This is a genomic window from Paractinoplanes deccanensis (assembly GCF_016862115.1).
Classification (GTDB): domain Bacteria; phylum Actinomycetota; class Actinomycetes; order Mycobacteriales; family Micromonosporaceae; genus Actinoplanes; species Actinoplanes deccanensis.
The window spans coordinates 26,085-49,403 of record NZ_BOMI01000078.1 but is presented as its reverse complement, the minus strand read 5'-3'; the positions used below and the strand labels follow the sequence as shown (position 1 = coordinate 49,403).

The 23,319-nt window shown below is 73.0% G+C and carries 20 protein-coding genes and 1 pseudogene; 3 read left to right on the top strand and 18 right to left on the bottom strand.

What is annotated here, in order from left to right; all coding sequences use genetic code 11:
• Window positions 1-503: 503 nt before the first annotated feature.
• The 5 genes and pseudogenes from Ade02nite_RS20670 to Ade02nite_RS49415 all read right to left on the bottom strand — a co-directional run.
• A pseudogene (locus tag Ade02nite_RS20670) lies at window positions 504-752 on the bottom strand (hypothetical protein); the annotation flags it as partial.
• Window positions 749-1,729 (bottom strand): DNA polymerase III subunit delta, encoded by a 981-nt coding sequence (gene holA, locus Ade02nite_RS20665; protein ID WP_203765944.1) that lies wholly within the window; start codon window positions 1,727-1,729, stop codon window positions 749-751. The gene holA and the pseudogene Ade02nite_RS20670, both read right to left, overlap by 4 nt.
• Before the next feature lie 348 nt (window positions 1,730-2,077).
• On the bottom strand, window positions 2,078-2,614 hold the full coding sequence (locus Ade02nite_RS20660) for a GNAT family N-acetyltransferase (RefSeq protein ID WP_239168918.1): 537 nt from the start codon (window positions 2,612-2,614) through the stop codon (window positions 2,078-2,080).
• Between the two features lie 184 nt (window positions 2,615-2,798).
• A complete protein-coding gene (locus Ade02nite_RS20655; RefSeq protein WP_203765924.1) occupies window positions 2,799-5,192 on the bottom strand; it encodes a ComEC/Rec2 family competence protein in 2,394 nt (797 codons plus the stop codon).
• Entirely contained in the window at window positions 5,189-6,001 is an 813-nt protein-coding gene (locus Ade02nite_RS49415; RefSeq protein ID WP_379037084.1) for a ComEA family DNA-binding protein, read from the bottom strand. Before Ade02nite_RS49415 ends, Ade02nite_RS20655 begins: the two co-directional genes overlap by 4 nt.
• A gap of 462 nt (window positions 6,002-6,463) precedes the next feature.
• Here Ade02nite_RS49415 and Ade02nite_RS20645 point away from each other — a divergent pair, with 462 nt between their 5' ends.
• Together Ade02nite_RS20645 and Ade02nite_RS20640 are read left to right on the top strand one after the other, a co-directional pair.
• On the top strand, window positions 6,464-7,234 hold the full coding sequence (locus tag Ade02nite_RS20645; protein WP_239168916.1) for a putative protein N(5)-glutamine methyltransferase: 771 nt from the start codon (window positions 6,464-6,466) through the stop codon (window positions 7,232-7,234).
• Window positions 7,235-7,238: 4 nt separating this feature from the next.
• Window positions 7,239-8,297, top strand: coding sequence for a DUF1444 domain-containing protein (locus tag Ade02nite_RS20640; RefSeq protein WP_203765912.1), 1,059 nt, complete (start codon window positions 7,239-7,241; stop codon window positions 8,295-8,297).
• Here the strand turns inward: Ade02nite_RS20640 and Ade02nite_RS20635 are convergent.
• From Ade02nite_RS20635 to pepN, 7 genes are read right to left on the bottom strand one after another with little or no spacing between them, the layout of a single operon-like run.
• Window positions 8,294-9,139, bottom strand: a complete 846-nt coding sequence (locus Ade02nite_RS20635; RefSeq protein ID WP_203765910.1) for a DegV family protein — start codon at window positions 9,137-9,139, stop codon at window positions 8,294-8,296. The genes Ade02nite_RS20640 and Ade02nite_RS20635 overlap by 4 nt on opposite strands.
• A gap of 28 nt (window positions 9,140-9,167) precedes the next feature.
• Window positions 9,168-9,593, bottom strand: a complete 426-nt coding sequence (locus tag Ade02nite_RS20630; RefSeq protein ID WP_203765908.1) for a hypothetical protein — start codon at window positions 9,591-9,593, stop codon at window positions 9,168-9,170.
• Between the two features lie 36 nt (window positions 9,594-9,629).
• Entirely contained in the window at window positions 9,630-10,259 is a 630-nt protein-coding gene (locus Ade02nite_RS20625) for a histidine phosphatase family protein (protein WP_203765906.1), read from the bottom strand.
• Entirely contained in the window at window positions 10,256-10,645 is a 390-nt protein-coding gene (gene rsfS, locus Ade02nite_RS20620; protein WP_203765904.1) for a ribosome silencing factor, read from the bottom strand. The genes Ade02nite_RS20625 and rsfS overlap by 4 nt, the downstream gene beginning before the upstream one ends.
• A gap of 60 nt (window positions 10,646-10,705) precedes the next feature.
• Entirely contained in the window at window positions 10,706-11,290 is a 585-nt protein-coding gene (gene nadD, locus Ade02nite_RS20615) for a nicotinate-nucleotide adenylyltransferase (protein WP_203765895.1), read from the bottom strand.
• 14 nt (window positions 11,291-11,304) lie between these two features.
• On the bottom strand, window positions 11,305-12,813 hold the full coding sequence (locus Ade02nite_RS20610; RefSeq protein ID WP_203765893.1) for a hybrid sensor histidine kinase/response regulator: 1,509 nt from the start codon (window positions 12,811-12,813) through the stop codon (window positions 11,305-11,307).
• A 51-nt stretch (window positions 12,814-12,864) separates the two neighbouring features.
• On the bottom strand, window positions 12,865-15,360 hold the full coding sequence (gene pepN / locus Ade02nite_RS20605; RefSeq protein ID WP_203765891.1) for an aminopeptidase N: 2,496 nt from the start codon (window positions 15,358-15,360) through the stop codon (window positions 12,865-12,867).
• A gap of 214 nt (window positions 15,361-15,574) precedes the next feature.
• On the opposite strand from pepN, the gene trpS reads away from it, so the two are divergent.
• Window positions 15,575-16,549 carry a tryptophan--tRNA ligase gene (gene trpS, locus Ade02nite_RS20600; protein WP_203765889.1) on the top strand — a complete coding sequence of 325 codons (975 nt, stop codon included), beginning with the start codon at window positions 15,575-15,577 and terminating at the stop codon, window positions 16,547-16,549.
• On the opposite strand, the gene Ade02nite_RS20595 is transcribed toward trpS, so the two are convergent.
• From Ade02nite_RS20595 to Ade02nite_RS20570, 6 genes are all read right to left on the bottom strand, one after another.
• Window positions 16,538-16,936: a GNAT family N-acetyltransferase gene (locus tag Ade02nite_RS20595; RefSeq protein ID WP_239168920.1), complete on the bottom strand. Its 399-nt coding sequence runs from the start codon at window positions 16,934-16,936 to the stop codon at window positions 16,538-16,540. The genes trpS and Ade02nite_RS20595 overlap by 12 nt on opposite strands.
• A gap of 60 nt (window positions 16,937-16,996) precedes the next feature.
• Window positions 16,997-18,499 (bottom strand): GTPase ObgE, encoded by a 1,503-nt coding sequence (gene obgE, locus Ade02nite_RS20590; RefSeq protein WP_203765885.1) that lies wholly within the window; start codon window positions 18,497-18,499, stop codon window positions 16,997-16,999.
• Window positions 18,500-18,574: 75 nt separating this feature from the next.
• The gene (gene rpmA, locus Ade02nite_RS20585; RefSeq protein ID WP_203765878.1) at window positions 18,575-18,832 is read right to left on the bottom strand and encodes a 50S ribosomal protein L27; all 258 of its coding nucleotides are present in this window, start codon (window positions 18,830-18,832) and stop codon (window positions 18,575-18,577) included.
• Between the two features lie 14 nt (window positions 18,833-18,846).
• Entirely contained in the window at window positions 18,847-19,161 is a 315-nt protein-coding gene (gene rplU, locus Ade02nite_RS20580; protein WP_203765876.1) for a 50S ribosomal protein L21, read from the bottom strand.
• Between the two features lie 152 nt (window positions 19,162-19,313).
• Window positions 19,314-19,832, bottom strand: a complete 519-nt coding sequence (locus Ade02nite_RS20575; RefSeq protein WP_203765874.1) for a hypothetical protein — start codon at window positions 19,830-19,832, stop codon at window positions 19,314-19,316.
• Window positions 19,833-19,945: 113 nt separating this feature from the next.
• Complete coding sequence (locus Ade02nite_RS20570; RefSeq protein WP_203765872.1) at window positions 19,946-23,254, bottom strand: Rne/Rng family ribonuclease; 3,309 nt, start codon at window positions 23,252-23,254, stop codon at window positions 19,946-19,948.
• Between the last annotated feature and the right edge of the window lie 65 nt (window positions 23,255-23,319).

The window sequence follows — 23,319 nt, the reverse complement described above, 5'->3', positions numbered from 1 at the left end:
CGAACCGGCGCCAGGACGCGGCGAACCAGCGCCCCGGGCGCGAGCCGCGTCTTAACGCTGGAACGTGCCTATTCGTAGCGGCGCGTGGCGGACTGGCGGATCCACTGCTGTTGCGCCTCGGCCTTTTCCACCCACGGCCGTTTGATCGGCGCGCCCCAGCCTCCGTCGATCACCCCGGGAAGCCGCCGCGTCGCATCGTCCGGCGACACCTGCCCGGCCGGCGCGCGCTCGAAGGCCGTCTGTCCACCCGGCGCGGACTCGAAGGCCGAGCCGCCATATGGTGCGTGGTCGAAAGCCGGACGTGCATTCGGCGGACCCGCGTCTCGGCCGCGTTCAAAAGCCGGACCGGCACCCGCAGCGCGCGCAAAGCCCGGACCCGCATGCGGCGCACGGTGGAAGTCCGGACCCGCATGCGGCGCACGGTGGAACTCCGGACCCGCATGTGGGGCACGCTCGAAAGCCGGGCGCAGCATCGGCCCGGAAGCCGGCTCGTCCAGAGTCGCCCTCTCGCGGGCCGCCTGAGGCATTGCGCCCTGGGTCAGGGTGCCGGCGATGACGTCGTTCAGCTTGACCATCACCGCGACCGTCGCCGGCAGCGCGAGCACGCCCCACCAGCTGACCAGCTCGGCCAGGGCGAGCAGGATGCCGAGCGCCACCGCGCCCTCGAGGTAGACGAAGCACAGGAACCCGCTCGGCGCCACGTGCCGCAGGCGCAACATGCGCGCGTACAGCGGCTGATGCACCTCGGTCATCGGCCACCGCCCCGGCGCGCCGCGGCCACCGCGAAGACGGCCTGCTCGAGCGCGTAGCCGCGGTCTTCGGCGCCGCCCTTGACCGCCGCGTTGCAGTCGGCGGCCGCCCGCATCGCGTCGACCAGCCCCTCGGGCGTCCAGCCGCGGGCGCGCTCCTGTGCCCGCTGGATCTTCCAGGCGGGCATGCCGAGAGAGCTGGCCATCTGGTACGGGTTTCCGCGGCCCGCCGAAGCGACCTTGGCCACGGTGCGCACGCCGTCGGCGATCGCGTCGGCGATCGGCACCGGGTCGACGCCGACGTGCAACGCCCACCGCAGCGCCTCGAGCGCCGCCGGCACGTCACCGATCATCGCGGCGTCGGCCACCGTGAAGCCGCTCACCTCGGCGCGGCCCTTGTAGTAGCGGGCCACGACCGCCTCAGTGATCTTGCCGTCGGTGTCCGCGAGCAGCTGCGAGCAGGCCGCCGCGATCTCCCGGAGGTCGTTGCCGACCGAGGCCAGCAGGGCGGCCGCGGCCGCCTCGTCGCAGCGCCCGCCGTTGCGCCGGAACTCGTCGCGCACGAACGCTATCCGCTCCCGGTCGCCCTTGAGCTTCGCCGCCGGCACCACTGTGGCACCGGCCGACCGCAGCCCGTCGGCCAGCGCCTTGCCCTTGGCCCCGCCCAGGTGGGCGACGATCAGCGAGACCTCAGGGTCGGGATTTTTCGCATAGGCCAGCAGAGCGGCGATCAAGTCTTTGCGCGCGTCCTGTCCACTGCGGATCACGAGCACCCGCCGGCCGCCGAACAGCGACGGGCTCAGCATCTCGGCGACCTCACCGGCGGCGAGCGCGCCCGCCTCGTACTCCCGGACGTCGGCACCCGGATCGGTGGCCCGGGCCGCCTCGACCGCCGCGGTGATCGCACGGGAGGCGAGCAATTCCTCATCGCCTTGGACGAGCAGCAGCGGGACGGGAGGCGCGGTGTTCACGTCCAATATCCTCGCACGAGGGACTGACGTTTCCGCGTGGCTCACTCCTTAGCGCAGACCGGCCCGTCAGGGAATGCGAAAGCAGACATATCGGCGTTCTGCCATATCACCGGCCAGATCACCTTCGCCTCATCAGGCCGCCTCCGCCGCCCGCCCGTCCGCTCGGGCCCGTTCGTCCATCGACCCTCGTCGCCCGCGACGAGCAATGCCTGATCGGACGACCCCGGGCGTGTCGTCACCTCGCGCGATAAAAACACGGCAACGCGAGAACAAGAGGGCCATGCGAAGAACGGGCAACGCGAGAAGACGGGGCAACGCCAGAACAGGGCACAGGGCCCCCTAGCGGGCACCCGCGCCTCATCGCAGATCATCCGGCAGCATCGACCCGATCCAGGCGTCGACCCGCACGCCCCGATGCACGAGCCGCCGCCGCAGGATCGCCTCGTACTGGAAACCCGCCTTCTCCGCGACCCGCCGCGACGCGACGTTCCCCACCTCGGCCCGCCACTCGATCAGCCCGAGCCCGAGCGTCCCGAACCCCCACCCGCACAACGCCCGAACGGCCGCCGTGGCCACGCCACGCCCGCGCGCCTTCGGATCCATCCAGTAACCGATCTGCGCGGCCCCGCTCCCGTCCAGCCCGAACCCGACGCGCCCCAGCGGCACGCCCTCGCCCGCCTGCTCGACGACGAACTCCGCCCGCTGCCCCTGCTCCCAGCCCGCGATCGCCATCTCGCGCACGAAAAAGTCCGCATCCGACATCCGGTAAGGAATCGGAAGCTGGAGGTACTTCTGCACGGCCGGGTCCAGCGACACCTCATACACCCACGGGATGTCCGCCACGGAGAACGGCCGCAGCCTGATCTCCCCCGCCGCGATCACCTCAAGCTCCATCCCGCGATTCTCGCGCCGCCCCGCCCGCACCCACCGACGGCCCGGTTCAGCGACGCGGAGGCTGGGGCAGGGCGACGCGGACGCTGAGGCATGGCGACGCGGACGCTGAGGCATGGCGACGCGGACGCTGAGGCATGGCGACGCGGAAAGCCACGACCCGGCAACCCGGAAAGCCGCGGCCCGGTCACGAGGCCGGTGGGCTGCCCCGCGCCACGACGGCCAGCCCTCGTTCGGTGTCCACCGCGGCGACGTCGCCCAGTTCGTCCGTCCTCAGCACCCGGGCCCCGCCCCGCGCGAGGCGGGCCAGCAGCGCCGCGTTCGGATGCCCGTAGTCGTTGTCCCGCCCCACCGACACCAGCGCCACCGCCGGATCGACCTCGTCGACGAAGGCCGGCGACTGATAGCTCGACCCATGATGAGCGACCTTCAACACGTCCGCGCGTACGGCCTCCGGCCCCAAGCGGTGCAGCAGGTCCTCCTGTTCCTCGGTCTCCGCGTCCCCCGGCAGCAGCACCGTCCGCCCGTGCACCCGCGCCCGCAACACCAGCGAGTTGTTGTTCGGATCGGAGTTGGTGCCGCGCATCCGGTCGAGGGGCCCGAGCACGCTCAGTTCCAGCCCGCCCACCTCGTACGCCCACCCGTGCCGAATCACCCGCATCGGCATCCGGCCCGCGGCCCGGGCCACCGCCGCCCGCCCCGCCGGCGGTTCCGGCCAGTCCGGCCCCGCCACGGCCCGCACGTCCCGCCCGCGGAAGACCCCCGCCACGCCGCCGATGTGGTCGACGTGGAAGTGGCTCGCCACGAAGAGCGCTATCCGCCGTACGCCCAAGCGCCGCAGGCAGTGATCGACGGCGTTCGGCTCCGGCCCGGCGTCGACGACCACCGCGCTGCCCCTGCCCGCGGGCAGAACGATCGCGTCGCCCTGCCCCACCGCGCACGCGACCACGACCCAGCCCTTCGGCGGCCACCCCGAGGCCACCAGCCGCACGGGCAGCGCCCCCAGGACGCCGCCCAGCGCGACGATCGTGACCAGCCGGCGCACCAGCGGCCGCCGCGCCGCCACCAGCAGCCCGGCCGTGACCACGGCGAGCAGCACCGCCCCCGTCACCCCGCCCGGCCAGGGCAGCGCGCCCGCCGGTATCCGCGCCCCGTACGTCGCCACCAGCACCAACCACCTCGCCGGCCAGTGCCCCGCCCAGGCCGCGAACTCGGCCCCCGCCGGCCACAGCGGCGACAGCACCGCCGAGCCCACCCCGAGCAGCGTGGCCGGCGCGATGGCCGGCACCGCCAGCAGGTTCGCCGGCACCGCGACCAGGCTGATCGTGCCGGACAGCCCCGCCACCACCGGCCCGCACGCGACCTGTGCCGCCGCCGGAACGGCCAGCGCCTCCGCCAGCCCCGCCGGGCATCCGCGCCTGCGCAGCCCGTCCCGCCAGACCGGTGCCAGGAGCAGCAGCCCCGTCGTGGCGAGCACGGACAGCGCGAACCCCGGGTCCGCCGCCAGCTCGGGGTCGGCGAGGACCAGCACCGCCACCCCCGCCGCCAGCGCCGGCAACGCCGCCCGGGGACGGCCCGACGCCAGCCCGAGCAGCCCGATCGCCCCCATCGCGGCGGCCCGCACCACGCTGGGCGACGGCCGCGCCAGGATGACGAACCCCACCAGCGCCACCGCGCACAGCAGCGCCGTGACCACTGGTCCCGCCCGGGTGCGCCGCAGCACGAAGAGCACGACCCCGAGCACGATCGCCACGTTCGCGCCCGAGACGGCGTTGAGGTGCGTCATGCCGGTGGTCCGGAAGTCCTCCTCGAGCGCCGGGTCCAGCCGGCTCGTGTCACCCACCACCAGCCCCGGCAGCAGCCCGCCCGGCAGGTCCGGCAACGGCTCGCAGGCCCGCTGAAGCCCGGCCCGCAGCACTCCCGCGGCCCGCTGAGCCCACGACGGCTCCCCCAGCAACACCGGCGGCTCCCGCACCGACGCCACCGCCGCGCGCAGGTCACCCCCGCGCGGCGGCATCAGCTTGCCCCGTGCCCCCACCCGCTGCCCCGGCAACAGCCCTCGCCATCCCGGATCGCTGCCCAGCACCAGCCCACGCGCCGACAACCGCAGCGGCGCACCCTCCGCACCGCGCACCATCACCAGATCAACGGCCACCAGGTACGTCGGCGGCGGCCCCGCCGGCCCCCGCAGCGCCCGCGGGTCATCACGCACGATCACTTCCAGTTGTACGGGCTCTCCCGCCCGCACGAGCGCCACCAGCGGCCCCGCCTCACGAACGCTGACACGAGCCCCCGTCGCCACGCCTCCACAAGCCACCCCCAGCAACACCGACAGCCCGGCCCACCGCAACCCCGGCACTCCGGCCGCCCAGCCGGAGCGCCGGGGAAGGGTGGAGGGCCGCCGCGCGGGAAGCGCCACCGCCAGCCCGGCCACCAGCGCGGCTCCCACCCCCAGCAGCACCCCGGAGCGCGCCGACAGGTGGAGCGCGGCCAGCGACGAGAGCCAGGCGGCCACGGCGAACCCGGCCAGGCGCAGATCGGCCCCGTCGCTCCGGGGTGGCTCGGATCCGGTGGGGCTCATACCGTCACCAGGTCCTTCAGCTGCTCGAAGCGGGCGTCCCCGATGCCGTCGACCTTGCGCAGGTCGCTCACCGCCTTGAAGCCGCCCTGAGCGTCGCGGGCGTCGAGGATGCGCTGGGCCAGGACCGGCCCCACGCCCGGCAGGCCGTCCAGGTCGGACAGCGTCGCGGTGTTCAGGTTGACCGGGCCGCCGGACGCCGCCGCCGCGGGACCGGAGACCGCGGGACCGGGCGCCACCACCGCGCCCGGTGGCGGGGTCACCCCGACCAGGATCAGCTCGCCGTCGACGACCTTGCGAGCGAGATTGAGCAGCGCCACGTCGACGCCCGGCTCGGCACCGCCGGCGGCGTCGAGCGCGTCGGCGACCCGCGCGCCGCTCGGCAGCCGGACGAGCCCCGGCTCGCGCACCTTGCCGCCGACCGCGACCACCACCTCGGCGGCGGCCGACGGCCCGGGCGCGGAGACCACGGCTTCCACAGTGGCCTCGAACGGCGGCGCCTCCACCGGGTCGACCCGGGGCCGGGCCCGCCACGCCAGGACGGCCGCGACCAGGATCACCAGCGCCGCCACCACGGCCAGCACCCTGACCCCACGCCGGCCCGGATCGAAGGCGCGCACCCCGAAGCGGCGCCCCGCACCGAACGCACCCACCGCGCTCAGCGGCACCGGATCCTCGGCAACCGGGGGCGGATCGCCGACCGGCGGGAAAGAGGCGGAGGGGGACGAGGGAACTGGCGGGTGGGGCTCGTCCCCCTCCGGCAAGACCCAGGCCGGCGGCGGCAGGGAACGCCGCTCGGACCCGGGAGCCACGCGATCGGAAGGAACGCCGGCGGACCCGGCAGACGCGCGATCGGAAGGAACGCCGGCGGACCCGGCAGACCCGGCAGACGCGCGATCGGAAAGAACGCCCGGCGGCGTGGCCCAAGCCGATCTCGGTGGTGCCTCGGGTCTCGGTGGGGAATCGGCCGAAGGCGCCCCCTCCGGATCGAGGTCGACATCGTCCGGCCAGGCCGGGATGATGTCCGACCAGTGCAACGGCGAGCCCACCACCGACAGCTCGGCCAGCCCGCCCTCGTGGCCCGGGGCCGCCCCGCGGGGGTCCGGGCTCGACAGCGCCGACCGCAGCCTCTCGGCCACGGCCTCGTCAGCACTCTTCCGCTCTCGCACGCCACGGACGCTAGGGAATTCCGGGACCCCGCGCTTCCGGCCCTGTGGACAGCCGTGCATTGTGGATAACCCACCGACCGGCCTCGAACGTGCTATGGGAAGACCGTGACAATCACCGAATCCGCGCTGGCCACGGCCGTGACGCGGCTCCGCGCCGCCGGATGTGTCTTCGCCGAGGACGAGGCCGCTGTCCTCCGGTCGGTCGCCGGGGACGACGACGCCTTGGCCGATCTCGTGAGCCGCCGAGCACAGGGCGAGCCCCTCGAACAGGTCGCCGGCTACGCGGATTTCTGTGGCCTCCACGTACGGCTGCGCAAAGGGGTCTTTGTCCCCCGGGTCCGCAGCGAGCTGCTGGTCCGCGTGGCCGTCGCCGAGCAGCCCGACGTCCTCGTCGACCTGTGCTGCGGCTCCGGCGCGCTCGGCATCGCGGTCAAAAGCCAGAAACCGGACGTCGATCTGTACGCCGCCGACATCGACCCCGTCGCCGTGGAGTGCGCTCGCGACAACGGCGTCCTCCACGCGTACCAGGGCGATCTCTACTCCCCGCTCCCCGCGGCCCTGCGCCACCGCGTGGACGTCATCCTGGCCAACGTCCCGTACGTGGCCACCGCCCACATCCCGCTGCTCCCCAGCGAGGCCCGCGACCACGAGCCCCGGGCGGCCCTTGACGGCGGCGGTGACGGGCTCGACGTCTTTCGCCGCGTCGCCGAGGACGCGGCGTCCTGGCTCGCGCCTGACGGCGTGCTCCTGTCCGAGATCACCGAGGCGCAGGAGCAACCGGCCCGCCAAGCCCTGGCCGAACGGGGTCTGGACGGCGACGTGATCTACGACGATGATCTCGAAGCGCGAGTGATCCGAGCCCGGAAGAGGGAGTAGCGCCGTGGGCTTGCTGCGGAGGCTTGCCCGGGCGCGGCTGGCCGCCCGGGTCGTGCGGCGTCTGCGCCGCGCCGGTGCCACCAGCGTGCGCTACGACGCCCGCGGCTTCCAGATCCGCTGGACGGCACCCGGCGAGGAGACCCCCACGATCCTCGAGCTCGCCGATTTCACCAGCAGCAAGAAAAAGGACATAGAGCACCATCTGGCCGGCGTCCTTCTCCCGGCCGGCCTCCCCCCGGCGTGGTCGGACGTACGCCCGCTGCTCCGCCCCGTGATCCGCGGCGTCACCCCCGGCACACCCCTGCGCCGGCCGTTCCTGCCTTTCCTCTACGAGCACGTCGTCGTCGACCACCCCGACACGATGACGTACGTGACCGCCGACCAGCCCGCCGCCTGGGGCGTACGCCCGGACGAGGTCTTCGCCGCGGCCCGCGCCAACCTTCCCGGCGCCGTCCTCCAGGGCGAGGCCCCCGAACCGGTGGTGGTCCACTTCGTCGACGACGGCGACTCGTACTGGGTCTCGCACCTGCTCCTCGAGCATTGGCTGGAACGCCTCGCGCCGCAGGTCGGCGGCACCCCCGTCGCCTTCGCCCCGGAACGCGGCACCCTCCTGGTCACCGCCGATCACAGCCGGCACCTGCCGGGCCTCTTCGCCCAGGCCGAGGAGATCTACGCCAAGTCGCTCAGACCCATCACCCCCATGGCGTACGCGGGCGACGCCCACGGCTGCACGGTCCCGTACGACGCCCCACCGGGTCATCCCCTGCACCACGCCGCGGCCCGGGCGGAACGCATTTTGGCGATCCAGCAGTACACGCTGCAGAAGGAGCAGACACCGGCCGGCTCCGAGATGGCGGACATCGAGCTCGTCGGCGACGAGACGGGTGGCTGGCGCACCCGCGCGATCTGGCCCAGGAACGAGCCCACCCTGCTACCCAGGGCCGACGAGGTCCAGGTGGGCGAGGACGTACGCCCATGGTCCGCGCTCGCCGCGCACCTCACCGTCGCCCCGCACACCGACCCGGCCCGCTGGACCGCCACCGCCTGGCCGGCGAAGAGCTAGCGGCGGTGCACCACCAGGCCGGCCACCCCCGGCCCCACATGTGCCCCCACTACCGCACCCAGCTCCGTGATGTAGGAGTCCCGCAGCCGCTCCCCCAACCGCATCGCCACCGCGTCCGCGAGCGCCGCCGCCCTGTCCTGGGCCGCCAGGTGGTGCACGGCGATGTCCACCTCGCCGTCCCCGGAGGCCTCGACCGCGAAGTCGACCAGCTTCGCCAGCGCTCGCCCCGCCGTCCGGACCTTGTCCCTGACGACGATCGTGCCGTCGACCACGTGCAGGATCGGCTTGACCGACAGGGCCGTGCCGAGCAGCGCCTGTGCCGCCCCGATGCGGCCGCCCCGGCGGAGGAACTCCAGCGTGTCGACGTAGAAGAGCGTGCTCACCCGCGACGCCCGGGTGGCCGCCTCGTCGCGTACGGCGTGCAGGTCGTGTCCTTCGCGGGCCGCCCGGGCCGCCGCCAGCGCCGCGAAGCCCAGGCCCATGCCTGTGGTGCCACTGTCGACCACCAGGACCTGGGGGCCGATCTCCGCAGCCGCCAGTTCGGCGGCCTCGTGGGTGCCGGACAGCTTCGCCGACAGGTGGATCGAGACGATGCCGTCGGCGCCGGCTTCGAGCAATGACTTGTACGCCGCGGCGAACTGGGACGGCGCCGGCCGGGACGTGCTCACCTGCGCGCGCCGCCCGGCGAGCGCGCGGGCGACGTCCGACGGCTGGATCTCGAGGCCTTCGAGCCCGTCGACGCCGTTGATCACCACGGTGAGCGGCACGACCGTCAGGTCATAGGTGCCGGCCAGCTCGGCAGGGAGGTACGCGGTGGAGTCGGTGACGACCGCGACGGGCATGCGGGCACGTTAACAGCACCCGGGCAGCTCAGGCCGCGCGGATGGAGGTCACGACGAACGGTGTGCCCTGCTGGCAGGTGGACATCATGCCCTCCGCGGCCCGCCCGACCACGGTGACCTTGCGGCCGACCTGGGCGTCCTGGCGCATCGCCGCGTCGTCGAAGACCAGCAGGTAGGACCCGGTGGAGTCGCTCAGGAGCAGGCAGTTGGGCTCGACGCCGGCCGTCACCGTGCCGGTGATCGTCTTGGCTCCGGCGCCGGGCCGGCCGGAGGTGGGCTCGCCCGCCGGGCCGGAGGTCTTGGCCGTGGGCACGGGCAGGTCGATCACCTCGGAGGGTGAGGTGGAGGGCGACGGCGCGGGCGCCTCGGCGGGTGCGGCCGCCGGATCACTGCTGGCGCAGCCGGCGGCCAGCACGAGGAACAATACGGCAGGAACGGCACGAGTCGTCAGCATGATGCTTGGACGCTACCGGATCTTCCGGGGTTCCCGTCAGACCGGCGGCGGCGACGGCCGCTCCGCGAACGGCCCGACGTTGTACGTGGCCAGCTGCCAGCCACGGTCGGCGTCGTGGGACAGCTCGACCCAGTGGCAGTTCTGCAGAGCCCGCAGCGTGCGTACCTGGTCCATGGACCAGCCGAGCACCCGGGCGACCCCCTGGCGGGCGGCCGCGCCGTGGGTGGCGACGACGACCGTGCCACCGGCCGGCACCGAGGCCGCGGCCTCGCGCAGCGCGTCGGCGACGCGGATGCCGAGCGCCTCGAGCGTCTCGACGTCGCCGCCGATCTCCTGACCGGCCTTCCACGCGACGTGCTGCTCGGGGAAACGCTGGGCGACCTCGGTCATGGTGAGGCCCTGCCAGGCGCCGAAGTAGCGCTCCCGCAGCCGCTTGTCGAACGTGATCGACAGGCCGCTGAGGGCGGCGAGCGCGGCCGCGGTGTCGGAGGCGCGCAGCAGGTCGCTGGAGACGATCGCGTCGGGCCGGAACTTGATGAGCAGCTCGGCGGCGTCGAGCGCCTGCTGGCGTCCGAGGTCGTTGAGCGGCACGTCGGTCTGCCCCTGGACGCGGGAGCCCGCGTTCCAGTCGGTGTTGCCGTGCCGCCAGACGATCAGGCGGGTCACGTGGCGTCCGCGTCGGCCAGGTCACGGTCGACGAACGGCACGGTCGGGCAGTCCTTCCACAGCTTGTCGAGGGCGTAGAACTCGCGCTCCTCGGCGTGCTGGATGTGGACGACGATGTCGACGTAGTCGAGGAGCACCCAGCGGCCCTGGCGCTCGCCCTCGCGGCGGACGGGCTTCGCCTTCTCGGGAAGGTTGATCAGCGCTTCCTCGATGGCGTCGACGATCGCGATGACCTGCCGCTCGTTGGAGGCGGAGGCGATCACGAAGGCGTCGGTGATGTAGAGCTGCTCGGCGACGTCGATGACGACGATGTCCTGCGCCTTCTTGTCGGCGGCGGCCTGGGCGGCCGTCATCGCCAGTTCGAGCGCGCGTTCGGTGACGGGCAAGAGGATCCCTTCGGTAGTCTGCCGGCTACTTCAAGCCTCTCACACGCCTATGACATTCCCTTAGCCCCGATAGAGCCCGCGCTTGTTGATGTACTGAACAACACCGTCGGGCACCAGGTACCAGACCGGCTTGCCGGCGGCGGCGCGGGCCCGGCAGTCGGTGGACGAGATCGCCATGGCCGGCACCTCCACCAGCGTGACGCTGTCGCGCGGCAGGTGCGCGTCGGTGAGCTCGAAGCCCGGGCGGGTGACGCCGACGAAGTGCGCCAGCTCGAACATCTCCATCGCGCTCTTCCAGCCCAGGATGCGCGAGAGGGCGTCGGCCCCGGTGATGAAGAACAGCGACGAGTCGGCGCCGAAGACCGCGCGCATGTCACGCAGGGTGTCGATGGTGTAGGTGGGGCCGTCGCGGTCGATGTCGGCCCGGCTGACGTGGAACCGCGGGTTCGAGGCGGTCGCGATCACCGTCATGAGATAGCGGTCCTCGGCCGGGGAGACCTTGCCCTTCTCGTACGGCTGCCCGGTGGGCACGAAGACGACCTCGTCGAGGTCGAAGCGGGCCTGCACCTCGCTCGCGGCGACCAGGTGCCCGTTATGGATGGGGTCGAAGGTCCCACCCATGATCCCGATCCGGCGTCCGCGCATCGCTGAAATATAGATCAACCATCCAGGCGCTTTCGTACGGCGGTCAGCAGGTCCTCCGCCGTGAACGGCTTCTCCAGCAGCGCGACCCCGGGATCCAAGGTCCCCTGCGAGTGCAGGACGGGTTGCGCGTATCCGGACATGTAGAGCACCCGCGTATCCGGTCGCTCCCCCACCAGCCGCTCCGCCAGCTCCTTGCCCAGCATCCCCGGCATCACCACGTCGCTCAGCAGCAGGTCGATCTGCCCGGAGTGCCCCGACGCGACCTCCAGCGCCTGCGCACCGCACGAGGCCTTGAGCACGTTGTAGCCCGCCCCGGACAGGATCCGCCCGGCCACGTCACGCAGCGCCGCCTCGTCCTCCACCACGAGCAGCGTCTCGCCGTGCCCCCGGGTGGACGCCTCGGCCTCCGCCACGACCGGCGACGATGACGCCAGCGAGGAGGACATCGGCAACAGCACCGTCACCGTCGTGCCGAGCCCCGGCTCCGAGGTGATGCTGACCTCGCCGTCCGCCTGGGTGACGATGCCGTAGACGGTGGCCAGCCCCAGCCCGGTCGCCTCGCCGCTGGCCTTGGTGGTGAAGAACGGCTCGAAGGCGCGCTCCACCACGTCCGGCGTCATGCCCTTGCCGGAGTCGCTGACCCGCAGCCGCACCTGGTCGCCGTGCCGCCCGGTGTCGATCACCAGGTTGCCGCCGGACGGCATCGCGTCACGCGCGTTGACCGCCAGGTTGACCAGCAGCTGCTCGATCTGGCCGGGATCGCAGGTGACCGGCGGCAGGTCCGCCTCGGGCCGGAAGATCAGCGTGATGTGCTCGCCGATCGACCGGCGCAGCATCTCCTGGACGTCGCCGATCACCTTGTTGAGGTCGAGGACCTGCGGCCGGACGACCTCGCGGCGCGCGAACGAGAGCAGCTGATGGGTGAGATCGGTGCCGCGCTCGCCCGCCTTGATCACCTGCCGGGCGTCCGCCGCGATCATCTTGACGTCCGGCTCGGGCGACTCCGCCTCCTCCACCACGAAGTTGGCGTAGTTGACGATCACGCCGAGCATGTTGTTGAAGTCGTGCGCGATGCCGCCCGCGAGCTGGCCGAGGCTCTCCAGCCGCTGGCTGCGGTGCGCCTGGGCCTCGGCGCGCAGCCGGGCCTTCTCCCGCTCGGCGCGCTCGCGCTCGGTGAGGTCGCGGACCACGGCGAGGGCGAGCCGCCCCTGTGGGGTGTCGACGATCGACACCGAGGACTCGATCGGAATCTCCGTGCCGTCGCGGCGCCGCAGGGTGGTCGTGATCGCCCCGATCGGGCCCGGGCGGTCCTCCTCGACGCGCTTGCGGCGCTCGGGGAGCAGCGCCCGGGCGCCGTCCGAGATCAGCTCGTGGACGTCACGGCCGATGAGCTGGTCGCGCGGCCAGCCGTAGAGCTCCACGGCCCGGTCGTTGACCAGCACGATCGTCGTGCCGGAGACGACCAGGATGGCGTCCGGGGCGGCTTGCAGCAGGCCACCGGCCAGTTCCTCGGACCACTCCACGCCTTCACCCCCGATGACCCCGAGGGTATCGGCTGAAAGCGTGGCGAAAGGTCAAAAGCGCGCAGCGAGCGCCCGGCGGAGATCGTCGTCGGCGTCCTCGACCACGCGGCGCAGGATCGGGTCCAGATCGCCCGTGGCCAGCAGCTCGGCGGCGAGGCTGCGGGTCGCCGGCTCCACCATCACGTTCGGGTACGCGTAGGTGGCCGTCTTCTCCGCGCTCATGCCGCTGCGCAGCCGCATCATCCCCGGCATCTCGGCGAAGTAGCGCGCCACGTACGGGCGGACCAGGTCGAGCTGCTCGGCCTGCCAGAAGCCGGAGGCCGTCATCTCGACGAGCCGGTTCGACAGCGTGGCGTCGCCGATGATCGCCTCCCAGGCGGCGGCCTTGGCCTCGGCGTCGGGCCGGGCGGCCCGCGACCGGGCGGCCCACTGCTCGCCGGTGGCGCTGCGGTCGCGCTCGAACTCCGCGTCGATCATCGCCGTGCCGGCGGCGCCGAGCACCGCGAGCCGGTAGACGATCAGCCAGCGCAGGTCGGCGTCGATCGCCAGGCCCTCCGGCACGTCGCGCCCCTCGAGCCAGCCGCGCAGGCGGTTGACGTCGACCGTGGCGCCGATCAGGCCGCGGGCCGCGGCGAGCTGGCGCGACCCGCCCGGTTCCGAGACGGCGAGCAGCCGGTCGGCGGCCTGGGCGACCAGTTCGAGGGCCGCGGGCCGCGTCTCGGGGGTCGAGTAGCGGTCGACCAGGCTGCGGGTGGCGCGCAGCACGTCCTCGACCACCACCACCTCGGACTCGACCGGCAGCGCGGCCAGCACCAGCGTGACCAGCTCGGCCACCGGGCGCTCGCCGTCGACCACCGCGTCGAGCGTCGAGGCCCAGAGCACCGCGCGGGCCAGCGAGTCGTCGAGCAGGGGCAGCAGCGCCGGGACGGCGGCGGTCGACTCCTCGTCCAGCCGGATCTTGGCGTACGTGAGGTCGCCGTCGTTCAGCAGCAGCAGGTCAGCCACCGGCTCGCCGGCCAGCTCGGTGATCTCGGTGCGCTCCGCCGCCTGAATCTCGACCTCGACGCGCTTGCGCAGCACCACGGCGCCCTCGGCGGTCCGGTCGTACAGCCCGATGCCGACCTTGTGCGGGCGAAGCGTCAGGAACTGCTCGGGGGCGGTCTGGAGGACGGCCACCGACGTGTACGCGCCGTCCTGCCGGGTCACCTCGGTGCGCAGCGTGTTGACCTGGGCGCGGCGCAGCCAGACGTCGGCCCACGCGGTGAGGTCGCGCCCGCTCGCGGCGGACAGCGCGCCGAGCAGGTCGGCCAGTGTCGCGTTCCCGTACGCGTGGGCCTCGAAGTGTGCGTTGACGCCCGCCAGGAACGCGTCGTCGCCCACCCACGCCACGAGCTGCTTGAGCACGGCAGCGCCCTTGGCGTACGAGATGCCGTCGAAGTTGAGCAGCGCCTGATCGGTGTCGGTGACCTCGGCCGGCGCCACCGGGTGGGTCGAGGGGTGCTGGTCGGCGCGCAGGCCCCACGCCTTGCGCTGCATGGCGAAGGTGGTCCACGTGCCGGGGAACCGGGTGGCCTCGGCGGCGATCCGGGTGCCCAGGTACTCGGCGAACGACTCGTTCAGCCACAGGTCGTCCCACCAGGCCATGGTGACCAGGTCGCCGAACCACATGTGCGCCATCTCGTGCGCGATCACGTTGGCCCGGTGCTCGCGCTCGCTCTCGGTGACCGCCGAGCGGTAGATGAACTCGTCGCGGAAGACGACCAGGCCGGGGTACTCCATGGCGCCGAAGTTGAACTCGGGCGCGAACGCCTGCTGGTAGTGCCCGAACGGGTACCGGATCTTGAAGATCTCGTGGAAGCGGTCGAGGCACTGCTTGGTGACCTGGAAGATCTCGGGCGCCTCCGCCTCGAGCGGCTCGGCGAGGGCGGCCCGCGCGTAAAGGGCCAGCGGGATGCCGTCGTGCTCGTCGGTGACCGCGTGGTACGGCCCGGCGATCAGCGAGCAGAGGTACGTGGAGATCGGCTTGGTCGGAGCGAACTCCCAGCGCCCGTCCTTGCCGGCGACCAGCGGGCCGTTCGCCGCGACCAGCCAGCCCGCCGGCGCGGTGACACTGATCTTGAACGACGCCTTCATGTCCGGCTGGTCGAAGCTGGGCAGGATGCGGCCGGCGTTGTTGATGAACATGTGCTGGTAGAGGTAGGTCGAGCCGTCCGCCGGGTCGACGTACCGGTGCAGGCCCTCGCCGGTGTTGGAGTAGCGCATCACCGCGTCGACCACGAGCTCGTTGGACTCCGCGAGGCCGGAGAGGTGCAGCCGCTCGCCGTCCATCGCCCCGGCCGGCACCGGGGCGCCGTTCAGCGTGACCGAGCCGACGCTGACCGGCTCGAACTCCAGGAACGTCGAGGCGCCGGGACGCGCCGCGAAACGCACGGTGGTGCGGGCGCCGAACGTCTCCCCCTCGCCGGTCAGGTCGAGGTCGACCTCGTACTCGCGGACTTCGACGGCGGCGGCGCGGGCGGTGGCCTCGGCGCGGGTCAGGCTCGGCATGACGACAATCATGCCGGTATCGGTTCCGGCCACACACCGCGCCCCGCTGTACACTTGCCGGCATGCTTCGTTGCGCGAACCTCAGCTGGTGGCTGCCCTGACGGGCGGCTCACCACCTCGCGCATGACCTCATCGCGGCCGCCCCTCCGGGCGGCCGTTCTGCTTTTGCACGGTCCCGGGAGGGCGCGTCCGCCCCGGCCCGGAAGGACCCACCATGACCCGTCGGCTCACCGGCTTCCAGCCCACCGGCAACCTGCACCTCGGCAACCTGCTCGGCGCGATGCGCCCGCTCGTGGCCGCCCAGGACGACCCGGCCACCACCGACTCGATCGCGATGATCGCCGACCTGCACGCGCTGACGGTCGAGCACGATCCGGCGCGGCTGCGCGCGAACACCGTGGAGGTCGCGACCCTGCTGCTCGCCGCCGGCGTCGACCCGGCGCGCACCGCCCTGATCGCCAACTCCCAGGTGCCCGAGCACGCGGAGCTGCACTACCTGCTCGAGTGCGCCGCCGGCTTCGGCGAGGCCGCCCGCATGATCCAGTTCAAGGAGAAGTCGGCCTGCGGCGGGCCGGTGCGGCTCAGCCTGCTCACCTATCCGGTGCTGATGGCCTCGGACATCCTCGTGCACGACACCGACCACGTGCCGGTCGGCGACGACCAGAGCCAGCACCTCGAACTGGCCCGCACGCTCGCCACCCGCTTCAACGGCCGCTACGGCGAGACCTTCGCGGTGCCCGAGGCCATCCGCCCCGACGCCGCGGAACGGATCATGGATCTGGCCGACCCCACCCGGAAGATGAGCAAGAGCTCGCCGAACCCGGCGGGGCGCATCGGGCTGCTCGACCCGCCCGACGTGATCCGCCGCAAGGTCGCCCGCGCGGTCACCGACACGGTCGGCGTCGTGCGGCACGACCGCGAGAACCAGCCGGGCGTCACCAACCTGCTGGAGATCCTGCGCGCGTGCACGGGCGCGCAACCGCGGACGCTCACCTCGTACGGAGAGCTGAAACGGGAGGTCACCGACGCGATCGAGGCGGTGCTCACGCCGATCAGGGCGCGTTTCGCCGAGCTGAGCGAGGACCCCGGCCACGTGCGGAAGATCCTGGCGGACGGGCGCGCGCGGGTGCGCCCCAGGGCCGAGGAGACGGTACGCCGGGCACGCGCGGCCATCGGGCTACTGGACTAACGCGGCCAGGCGCTTCACGAACGTGCCGGCCGCCTGGTCGTAACCGGACGACTGGAAGAGGGCGACGGCCGCGGGCGAGCACGCGCCGGTCTCCAGCCGGATGACCGACCGGCCCGCGGCCAGGGCCTCCTCCTCGATCCAGACGATCAGCTGGCGCGCGATGCCGCGGCCGCGGAACGCCGGGCGCACGTACATGCGCTGGAGCTCGGCGACGCCGTGGCCCGGCGCGGGCCGCCAGGCGGCGCAGGCCACCGCCCGGCCGTCCACGACCGCCACCAGATACCTGGCGCCGTCGTCCGGGGTGAAGGTGGTCGAGCCCAGCTCGTGGTGCTGGGCCGCGACCAGCGCGGCGAGCTCGGGGTCCAGGGCGGGCCGCGCTTCGATCATCACGGTGGTGACTCTAAGCGATGCCCGTTTCCGGATGGTTGCGGCAATCTGGACGCCCGCCTATTCGGCGGTGTCGGGCTCGTCGTCGTCCTGGACCAGCACCGGCTGCCGGGCGTTCGTCATGCTGGTGACGGTGCCGTCGGCGTCCATGTGCAGCAGCTCGTCGTCGGAGCGCACCCGGCGCGCCTTGCGGGCCGCGAGACGCTGCGCCGCGGTGGCCCGGCCGCTCTCCTCCTCGAGGCGGGAGTCGGTGCCGCGCGGTCCGGCCACGTATTCGCCGGCGTTGGGGTGCCAGTCGAACTCGCGCTCGCCGATCCGCACCGGGTCGCCGGGCTGCGCGCCCTTCTTGGCGAGCGCGTCCTCGACGCCGATGCGCTCCAGCCGGTCGGCCAGATAGCCGACGGCCTCCTCGTTGTCGAAGTTGGTCTGGCGGATCCAGCGCTCGACCTTGGCGCCGCGCACCACGAAGACGCCGTCGTCGTCCTGCTCGACCGTGAAGCCGGACTCGTCGACCGCCTGGGGCCGCAGGACGACGCGGGTGGGCTCGGGCGCGGGCCGGGACAGCCGGTGCTCCTCGACGACCTGCGCGAGGGCGTACGTGAGCTCCTTGAGGCCCTCGCGGGTGACAGCGCTGACCTCGAAGACGCGGTATCCGCGGGCCTCCAGGTCGGGCCGGACCATCTCGGCCAGGTCGCGCCCGTCCGGGATGTCGATCTTGTTGAGCACCACGAGGCGCGGCCGGTCCTCGAGACCGCCGTACGCCGCGAGCTCGGCCTCGATCGCGTCGAGGTCGGCCAGCGGGTCGCGCTCGATCTCGGGCGCCGCCGCGTCGAGCACGTGCACCAGCACCGAGGTGCGCTCGATGTGGCGCAGGAACTGCATGCCCAGGCCCTTGCCGGTGGCCGCGCCCGGGATGAGGCCCGGCACGTCGGCGACCGTGAAGGTCTGGTCGCCCGCCTGCACCACGCCGAGGTTGGGCACCAGCGTGGTGAACGGGTAGTCGGCGATCTTGGGCTTGGCCGCGGAGATCACCGAGATGAGCGAGGACTTGCCGGCGGACGGGAAGCCCACCAGGCCCACGTCGGCGACGCTCTTGAGCTCGAGCACGACGTCGAGCCGGTCGCCCGGCTCGCCGAGCTCGGCGAAGCCCGGCACCTTGCGGCGGGTGTTGGCCAGCGAGGCGTTGCCCCGGCCGCCGCGGCCGCCGCGCGCCACCTCGAAGGTGGTGCCGGCGCCGATCAGGTCGGCCAGCACCTCGCCGTCGGCGGTCTGCACGACCGTGCCGTCGGGCACCTTGAGGACCAGGTCCTTGCCGTTGGCGCCGTCGCGGTTGGCGCCCGCGCCGCCCCCGCCGTTGGACGCCTTGACGTGCGGGTGGAAGTGGAAGTCGAGCAGCGTGTGCTGCTGCGGGTCGACGACCAGCGTGATGCCGCCGCCGTGCCCGCCGTTGCCGCCGTCGGGGCCGCCGAGCGGCTTGAACTTCTCGCGGCGCACCGAGACACAGCCGTGTCCGCCGTCACCAGCCTGAAGGTGCAGCACAACCCGGTCGACGAACGTGGTCACTGCTCGAACTCCTCACGGAAAAACAAGAAAGCGGGCCACGGACCCCGAGAGGTCCGCGGCCCGCTTCTGAGAAACTTACTCCGCAGCCGGAACGATGCTGACGGTCTTGCGGCCGCGCTTCGTGCCGAACTGGACGTTGCCGGTCGCCAGGGCGAACAGCGTGTCGTCGCCACCGCGGCCGACGAGCTCGCCCGGGTGGAACTTCGTGCCGCGCTGGCGGATCAGGATCTCGCCCGCGCTGACCAGCTGGCCGCCGAACCGCTTGACGCCGAGCCGCTGCGCGGCGGAGTCACGGCCGTTACGCGAGCTGGACGCACCCTTTTTGTGAGCCATGAGTGATCCGCCCCCTACTTCCCGCTCTTGATGCCGGTCACCTTGACGCGGGTCAGCGGCTGGCGGTGACCCTGGCGCTTGTGGTAGCCGGTCTTGTTCTTGAACTTGTGGATCCGGATCTTCGGACCCTTGGTGTGCTCGGCGATCTCGCCGGACACCGTCACGCTGGCAAGCTTGGCCGCATCGGTCACCAGGTTGTCACCGTCGACGAGGAGGACCGCGGCGAGCGTCAGGGCATCGCCGGGCGCACCCGCGAGCTTCTCGACCTCGATCACGTCGCCCTCGGCAACCTTGTACTGCTTGCCGCCGGTCTTGACGATCGCGTACATCGGACGCGGACTCCCTGAGACTTACGCAGCGAGGAGCGCTGCTTGGCGGATGGTGCTGGTCCCGGTTGTCAGACACGGGAACACGACGCTGGAAAAGCGCCGTCCGAAAGCGTACTTCATCAGGGACCTCTTCCCCAAACCGGGGAGGAGCGTCAGCCCTTTCCGCACGCTTTGTCGAGTGTACCCGTGAGCTGGGACATCTTCTCAGCGTTGATCTTGGTGAGATCGCCCTTGAGCGCGGTGACCTGCTGACTCATGTCGGTCAGCGCCTTCTTCAGCACCGGATCGGTGGTCAGCTTCGCCATGTCGGCCAGGGCGTACGAGTAGTTGGACACGTCCCGCGCGATCTTCTGGTCGGCCTGCTGCTTGGCCGCGCCGCCCTTGCTCGCCGCGTCGATCTGGAGCTTGAGGTCGGCGATGAAGGTCTTGCCGAAATCGCTGTTCACCCGGGCGGCCTGGGCGCAGATCGCCTCGGTGTCGCCGGAGAGCGCCGCGTCGGCCGACGCCGCCACGGAGGGGTCCACCGGCGCCGGCGGAACGGCCGTGGGCCCGGTGGCGGGCGTGCCGGCGGGCGCGGCGGGGGTGCCGGCGGCCGGGGTCTGCCCCGAGGGCGACCCGGAGCAGCCGGCAAGGACCAGAGCCGCGGCACAGGCCGCAAGAGGGAGACGCATGGGAGGGACCTCGCGGGGACGACGGGGATCGATCCCGCGAGGGTAACCGACGTCGACGAGAGAAGCGGCCCGGCAGTTAACTTTCTTTACCGAACCGCTTCTTCCGATCGAGATCAGGGACGGGTACGCCTGCGCGTGCCCCCGCGGCGCGACCGCCGCCGTCCCGCGCCGGCACCCACCGGCTCGTCGTCGTCCTCGTCCTCGTCGTCGGCCGCGTCCGGGTCGTCCGCGCCGGTCAGGCGCAGCGGCTCGGTCTCGGGCTCCGGCTCCGCCGTCTCGTAGCGCGACAGGTCGTAGCCGCTGATGTCGTAGTCGTCCTCGGGGTCGGCGGTGGTCAGCTTGGCCCCGGGCGTGACGATGCCCGACCCGTGCACCGGCGGCAGCTCCGCGACCAGGGCGATCGGGCTCTCCCCCGGCTCGCTGAGGACCACCTCGGTGGGCGTCGCGGGCGGGTTCTCGATCTCGGCGACCGGCTCCTCGACCACCACGGCCTCGGGAGCCTCCAGGACCGGCGCGCTCTCGCCGCCGCCCCGGCGCCGGCGTGACCGGCCCGGCTTCTCGTCCTTCGGCGTCTGCGCCTGCGGCTGGGCCGGCGCCGGCGCGGTGGTCGCCGCGGCGACCGCCTTGACCTGGTTGGCCGCACCGTTCGAGCGCTTCTCCGGCACCGGCTCGGTGTGGATCAGCACGCCGCGGCCCTTGCAGTGGTCACAGGTCTCGCTGAACGCCTCGAGCAGGCCCGCGCCGATCCGCTTGCGGGTCATCTGCACCAGGCCCAGCGAGGTGATCTCGGTGACCTGGTGCTTGGTGCGGTCGCGGCCCAGGCACTCGGTGAGCCGCCGCAGCACCAGCTCGCGGTTGCTCTCCAGCACCATGTCGATGAAGTCGATCACCACGATGCCGCCGAGGTCGCGCAGCCGCAGCTGCCGGACGATCTCCTCGGCCGCCTCGAGGTTGTTGCGGGTGACCGTCTCCTCGAGGTTGCCGCCGGCGCCCGTGTACTTGCCGGTGTTGACGTCGACGACGGTCATCGCCTCGGTGCGGTCGAAGACCAGGTGACCACCCGAGGGCAGGAAGACCTTGCGGTCGAGGCCCTTGAGGATCTGCTCGTCGATGCGCTTGTCGGCGAAGACGTCGCCCGTGCCGGTGTAGCGGTGCATCCGGTCGAGCAGGTCGGGCGAGACCGAGTTGAGGTAGTTCTCCAGCTCGGCGTACGCCTGGTCGCCCTGCACGATCAGCTCGCGGAAGTCCTCGTTGAAGAGGTCACGCACGACCCGGATCACCAGGTCGGGCTCCTCGGAGAGGGCGACCGGCGCGTGACCGTCGGCGGCCTTGCGCTGGATGTCCTCCCACTGCGCCTGGAGCCGCTTCACGTCGCGGGCCAGCTCGTCCTCGCTCGCGCCCTCGGCGGCGGTCCGGACGATCACGCCGGCGCCGTCCGGCACGAGCTTCTTGAGGACGTCGCGCAGGCGCTTGCGCTCGTTGTCGGGCAGCTTGCGGCTGATGCCGGACGCGTTGCCGTTGGGCACGTAGACCAGGTGCCGGCCGGAGAGCGCGATGTGGCTGCTCAGCCGGGCGCCCTTGTGTCCGATCGGGTCCTTGGTGACCTGCACCAGCACCGAGTCGCCGGAGCGCAGCGCCTGCTCGATCGAGCGCGCGCGCCCCTCCAGGCCGGTGGCGTCCCAGTTGACCTCGCCCGCGTACAGCACCGCGTTGCGGCCCCGGCCGATGTCGACGAAGGCCGCCTCCATGCTCGGCAGCACGTTCTGCACCTTGCCGAGGTAGACGTTGCCGACCATGGTGCCGGAGGTGCTGCGGGAGACGTAGTGCTCGACGAGCACGCCGTCCTCGAGCACGACGATCTGGATCCGGTCCGGCTTCTGGCGCACGACCATGACCCGGTCGACGGCCTCGCGGCGGGCCAGGAACTCCGACTCGCTCAGGATCGGCGGCCGGGTGCGGCGCTGCTCGCGGCCGTCGCGGCGGCGCTGGCGCTTGGCCTCGAGCCGGGTCGAGCCGGAGACGCCCTGCACCTCGTCGGTGCGGCGCGGCTCGCGCACCCGCACGACGGTGTGCACGCCGTCCTCGATGCCGCCGGTGTCGCCGTCGCCGCTGGAGCCCTTGCGACGACGGCGGCGGCGACGGCGGGTGACGCCCTCGCCCTCGTCGTCCTCGGACTCGTCCTCGGCGGACGCCTCGGGGTCCTCGTCGCCCTCGTCCTGGTCGCTGTCGTCCTGGTCGCCCTCGTCGGACGGGCCCTTGCCGCGGCCGCGGCCGCGACGGCCACGACGGCGGCGACGGCGGCCACCGGCCTCGTCGTCCTCGTCCGACTCGTCCTCGACGCCCTCCTCGACGTCGTCGGCGGTCTCGTCGACCTCGTCCACGGCAGGCTCGGTCACGGTCTCGACGGCCTCGGCCTCGACCGGCTGCTCCTCGGCGGCGCCACGACGGCGGCGGCGGGTGCGCCGGCCGCCCTCGGCGGGCTCCTCGACGGCGGGCAGGTCGGCGACCTCGGCCTCGGCCTCGCCGACCGCCTCGGCGGCCGGCTCCGGGGTCACGGCGGGGGGAACAGTGGTGGCGCCGCGACGGGTGCGGCGGCTGGGAGCCGGAGCGGGCTCGGCCTCGGTGGCGTCCGGCGGCATGAACAGGACGGCGGGCGGCAGCGCGGCAGCCCGGCGGCTGCGCTTACGCGGCGCCGGCTCCTCCTCCACGAAGTCCGCGTCCAGCGGCAGCACGCCGATGACCGTGGTCTCCCCGGCAGCGGCCTCGGGCTCCTCGGCGGCCTCAGGCTCCTCGACGGCCGGCTCCTCGGCCGCGACCACCTCGGCCACGGTGACCGGCTCGGCGGGAGCCGGCTCCGCGACGGCGGCGGCCTCGACCGGCGTGACCTCGCCGGGCGTCACGACCGGCGCCGGCGCCTCGACCTCGGCCGGAGCGGCGGCGGGCGCGGCGGCCTTCTTGCGGCGGGTCCGCTTCACCGGAGCAGCCGGAGCGGCGGCCTCCTCGGCGGCCGGAGCAGCCGCGACGGAAGCGGCCGGAGCACCCTCGGCGGAAGCAACCGGAGCAGCCTCAGCGGAAGCAGCCGGAGCGGCGGCCGGTGCCGCCGCCTTGCGGCGGGTGCGCTTGACCGGCTTGACCGGGGCCTCCTCGGCCGCCGGCGGGGTCACGGCCTCGTGGACCGCGGCCACGGGGTCGCCCGGCGCCGCGGCCTCCGAAGCGCTCGCGGCCTCGATGCCCGCGCCGGGCTCCGCACCCGGAGCGTCGGAGGCCGGAACCTCGGCGGCCGAGGCTGCCGGCGCCGCCGCCTTACGGCGAGGGGCGCGCTTGCGCGCGGGGGTGGTGGTTGCGGCGGCATCGGGCGGAGTGACTCCGTCCCGCTCACCGCCCTGGTCTCCCGAGTTGTCTCGGGGCTCGTTATCGAGCATGGGGCGCTCTCCAGTTCTGGCGGCCCCGGGCGCGTTGGAGCGCTGCCACGCAGGGTCGCCGCAAG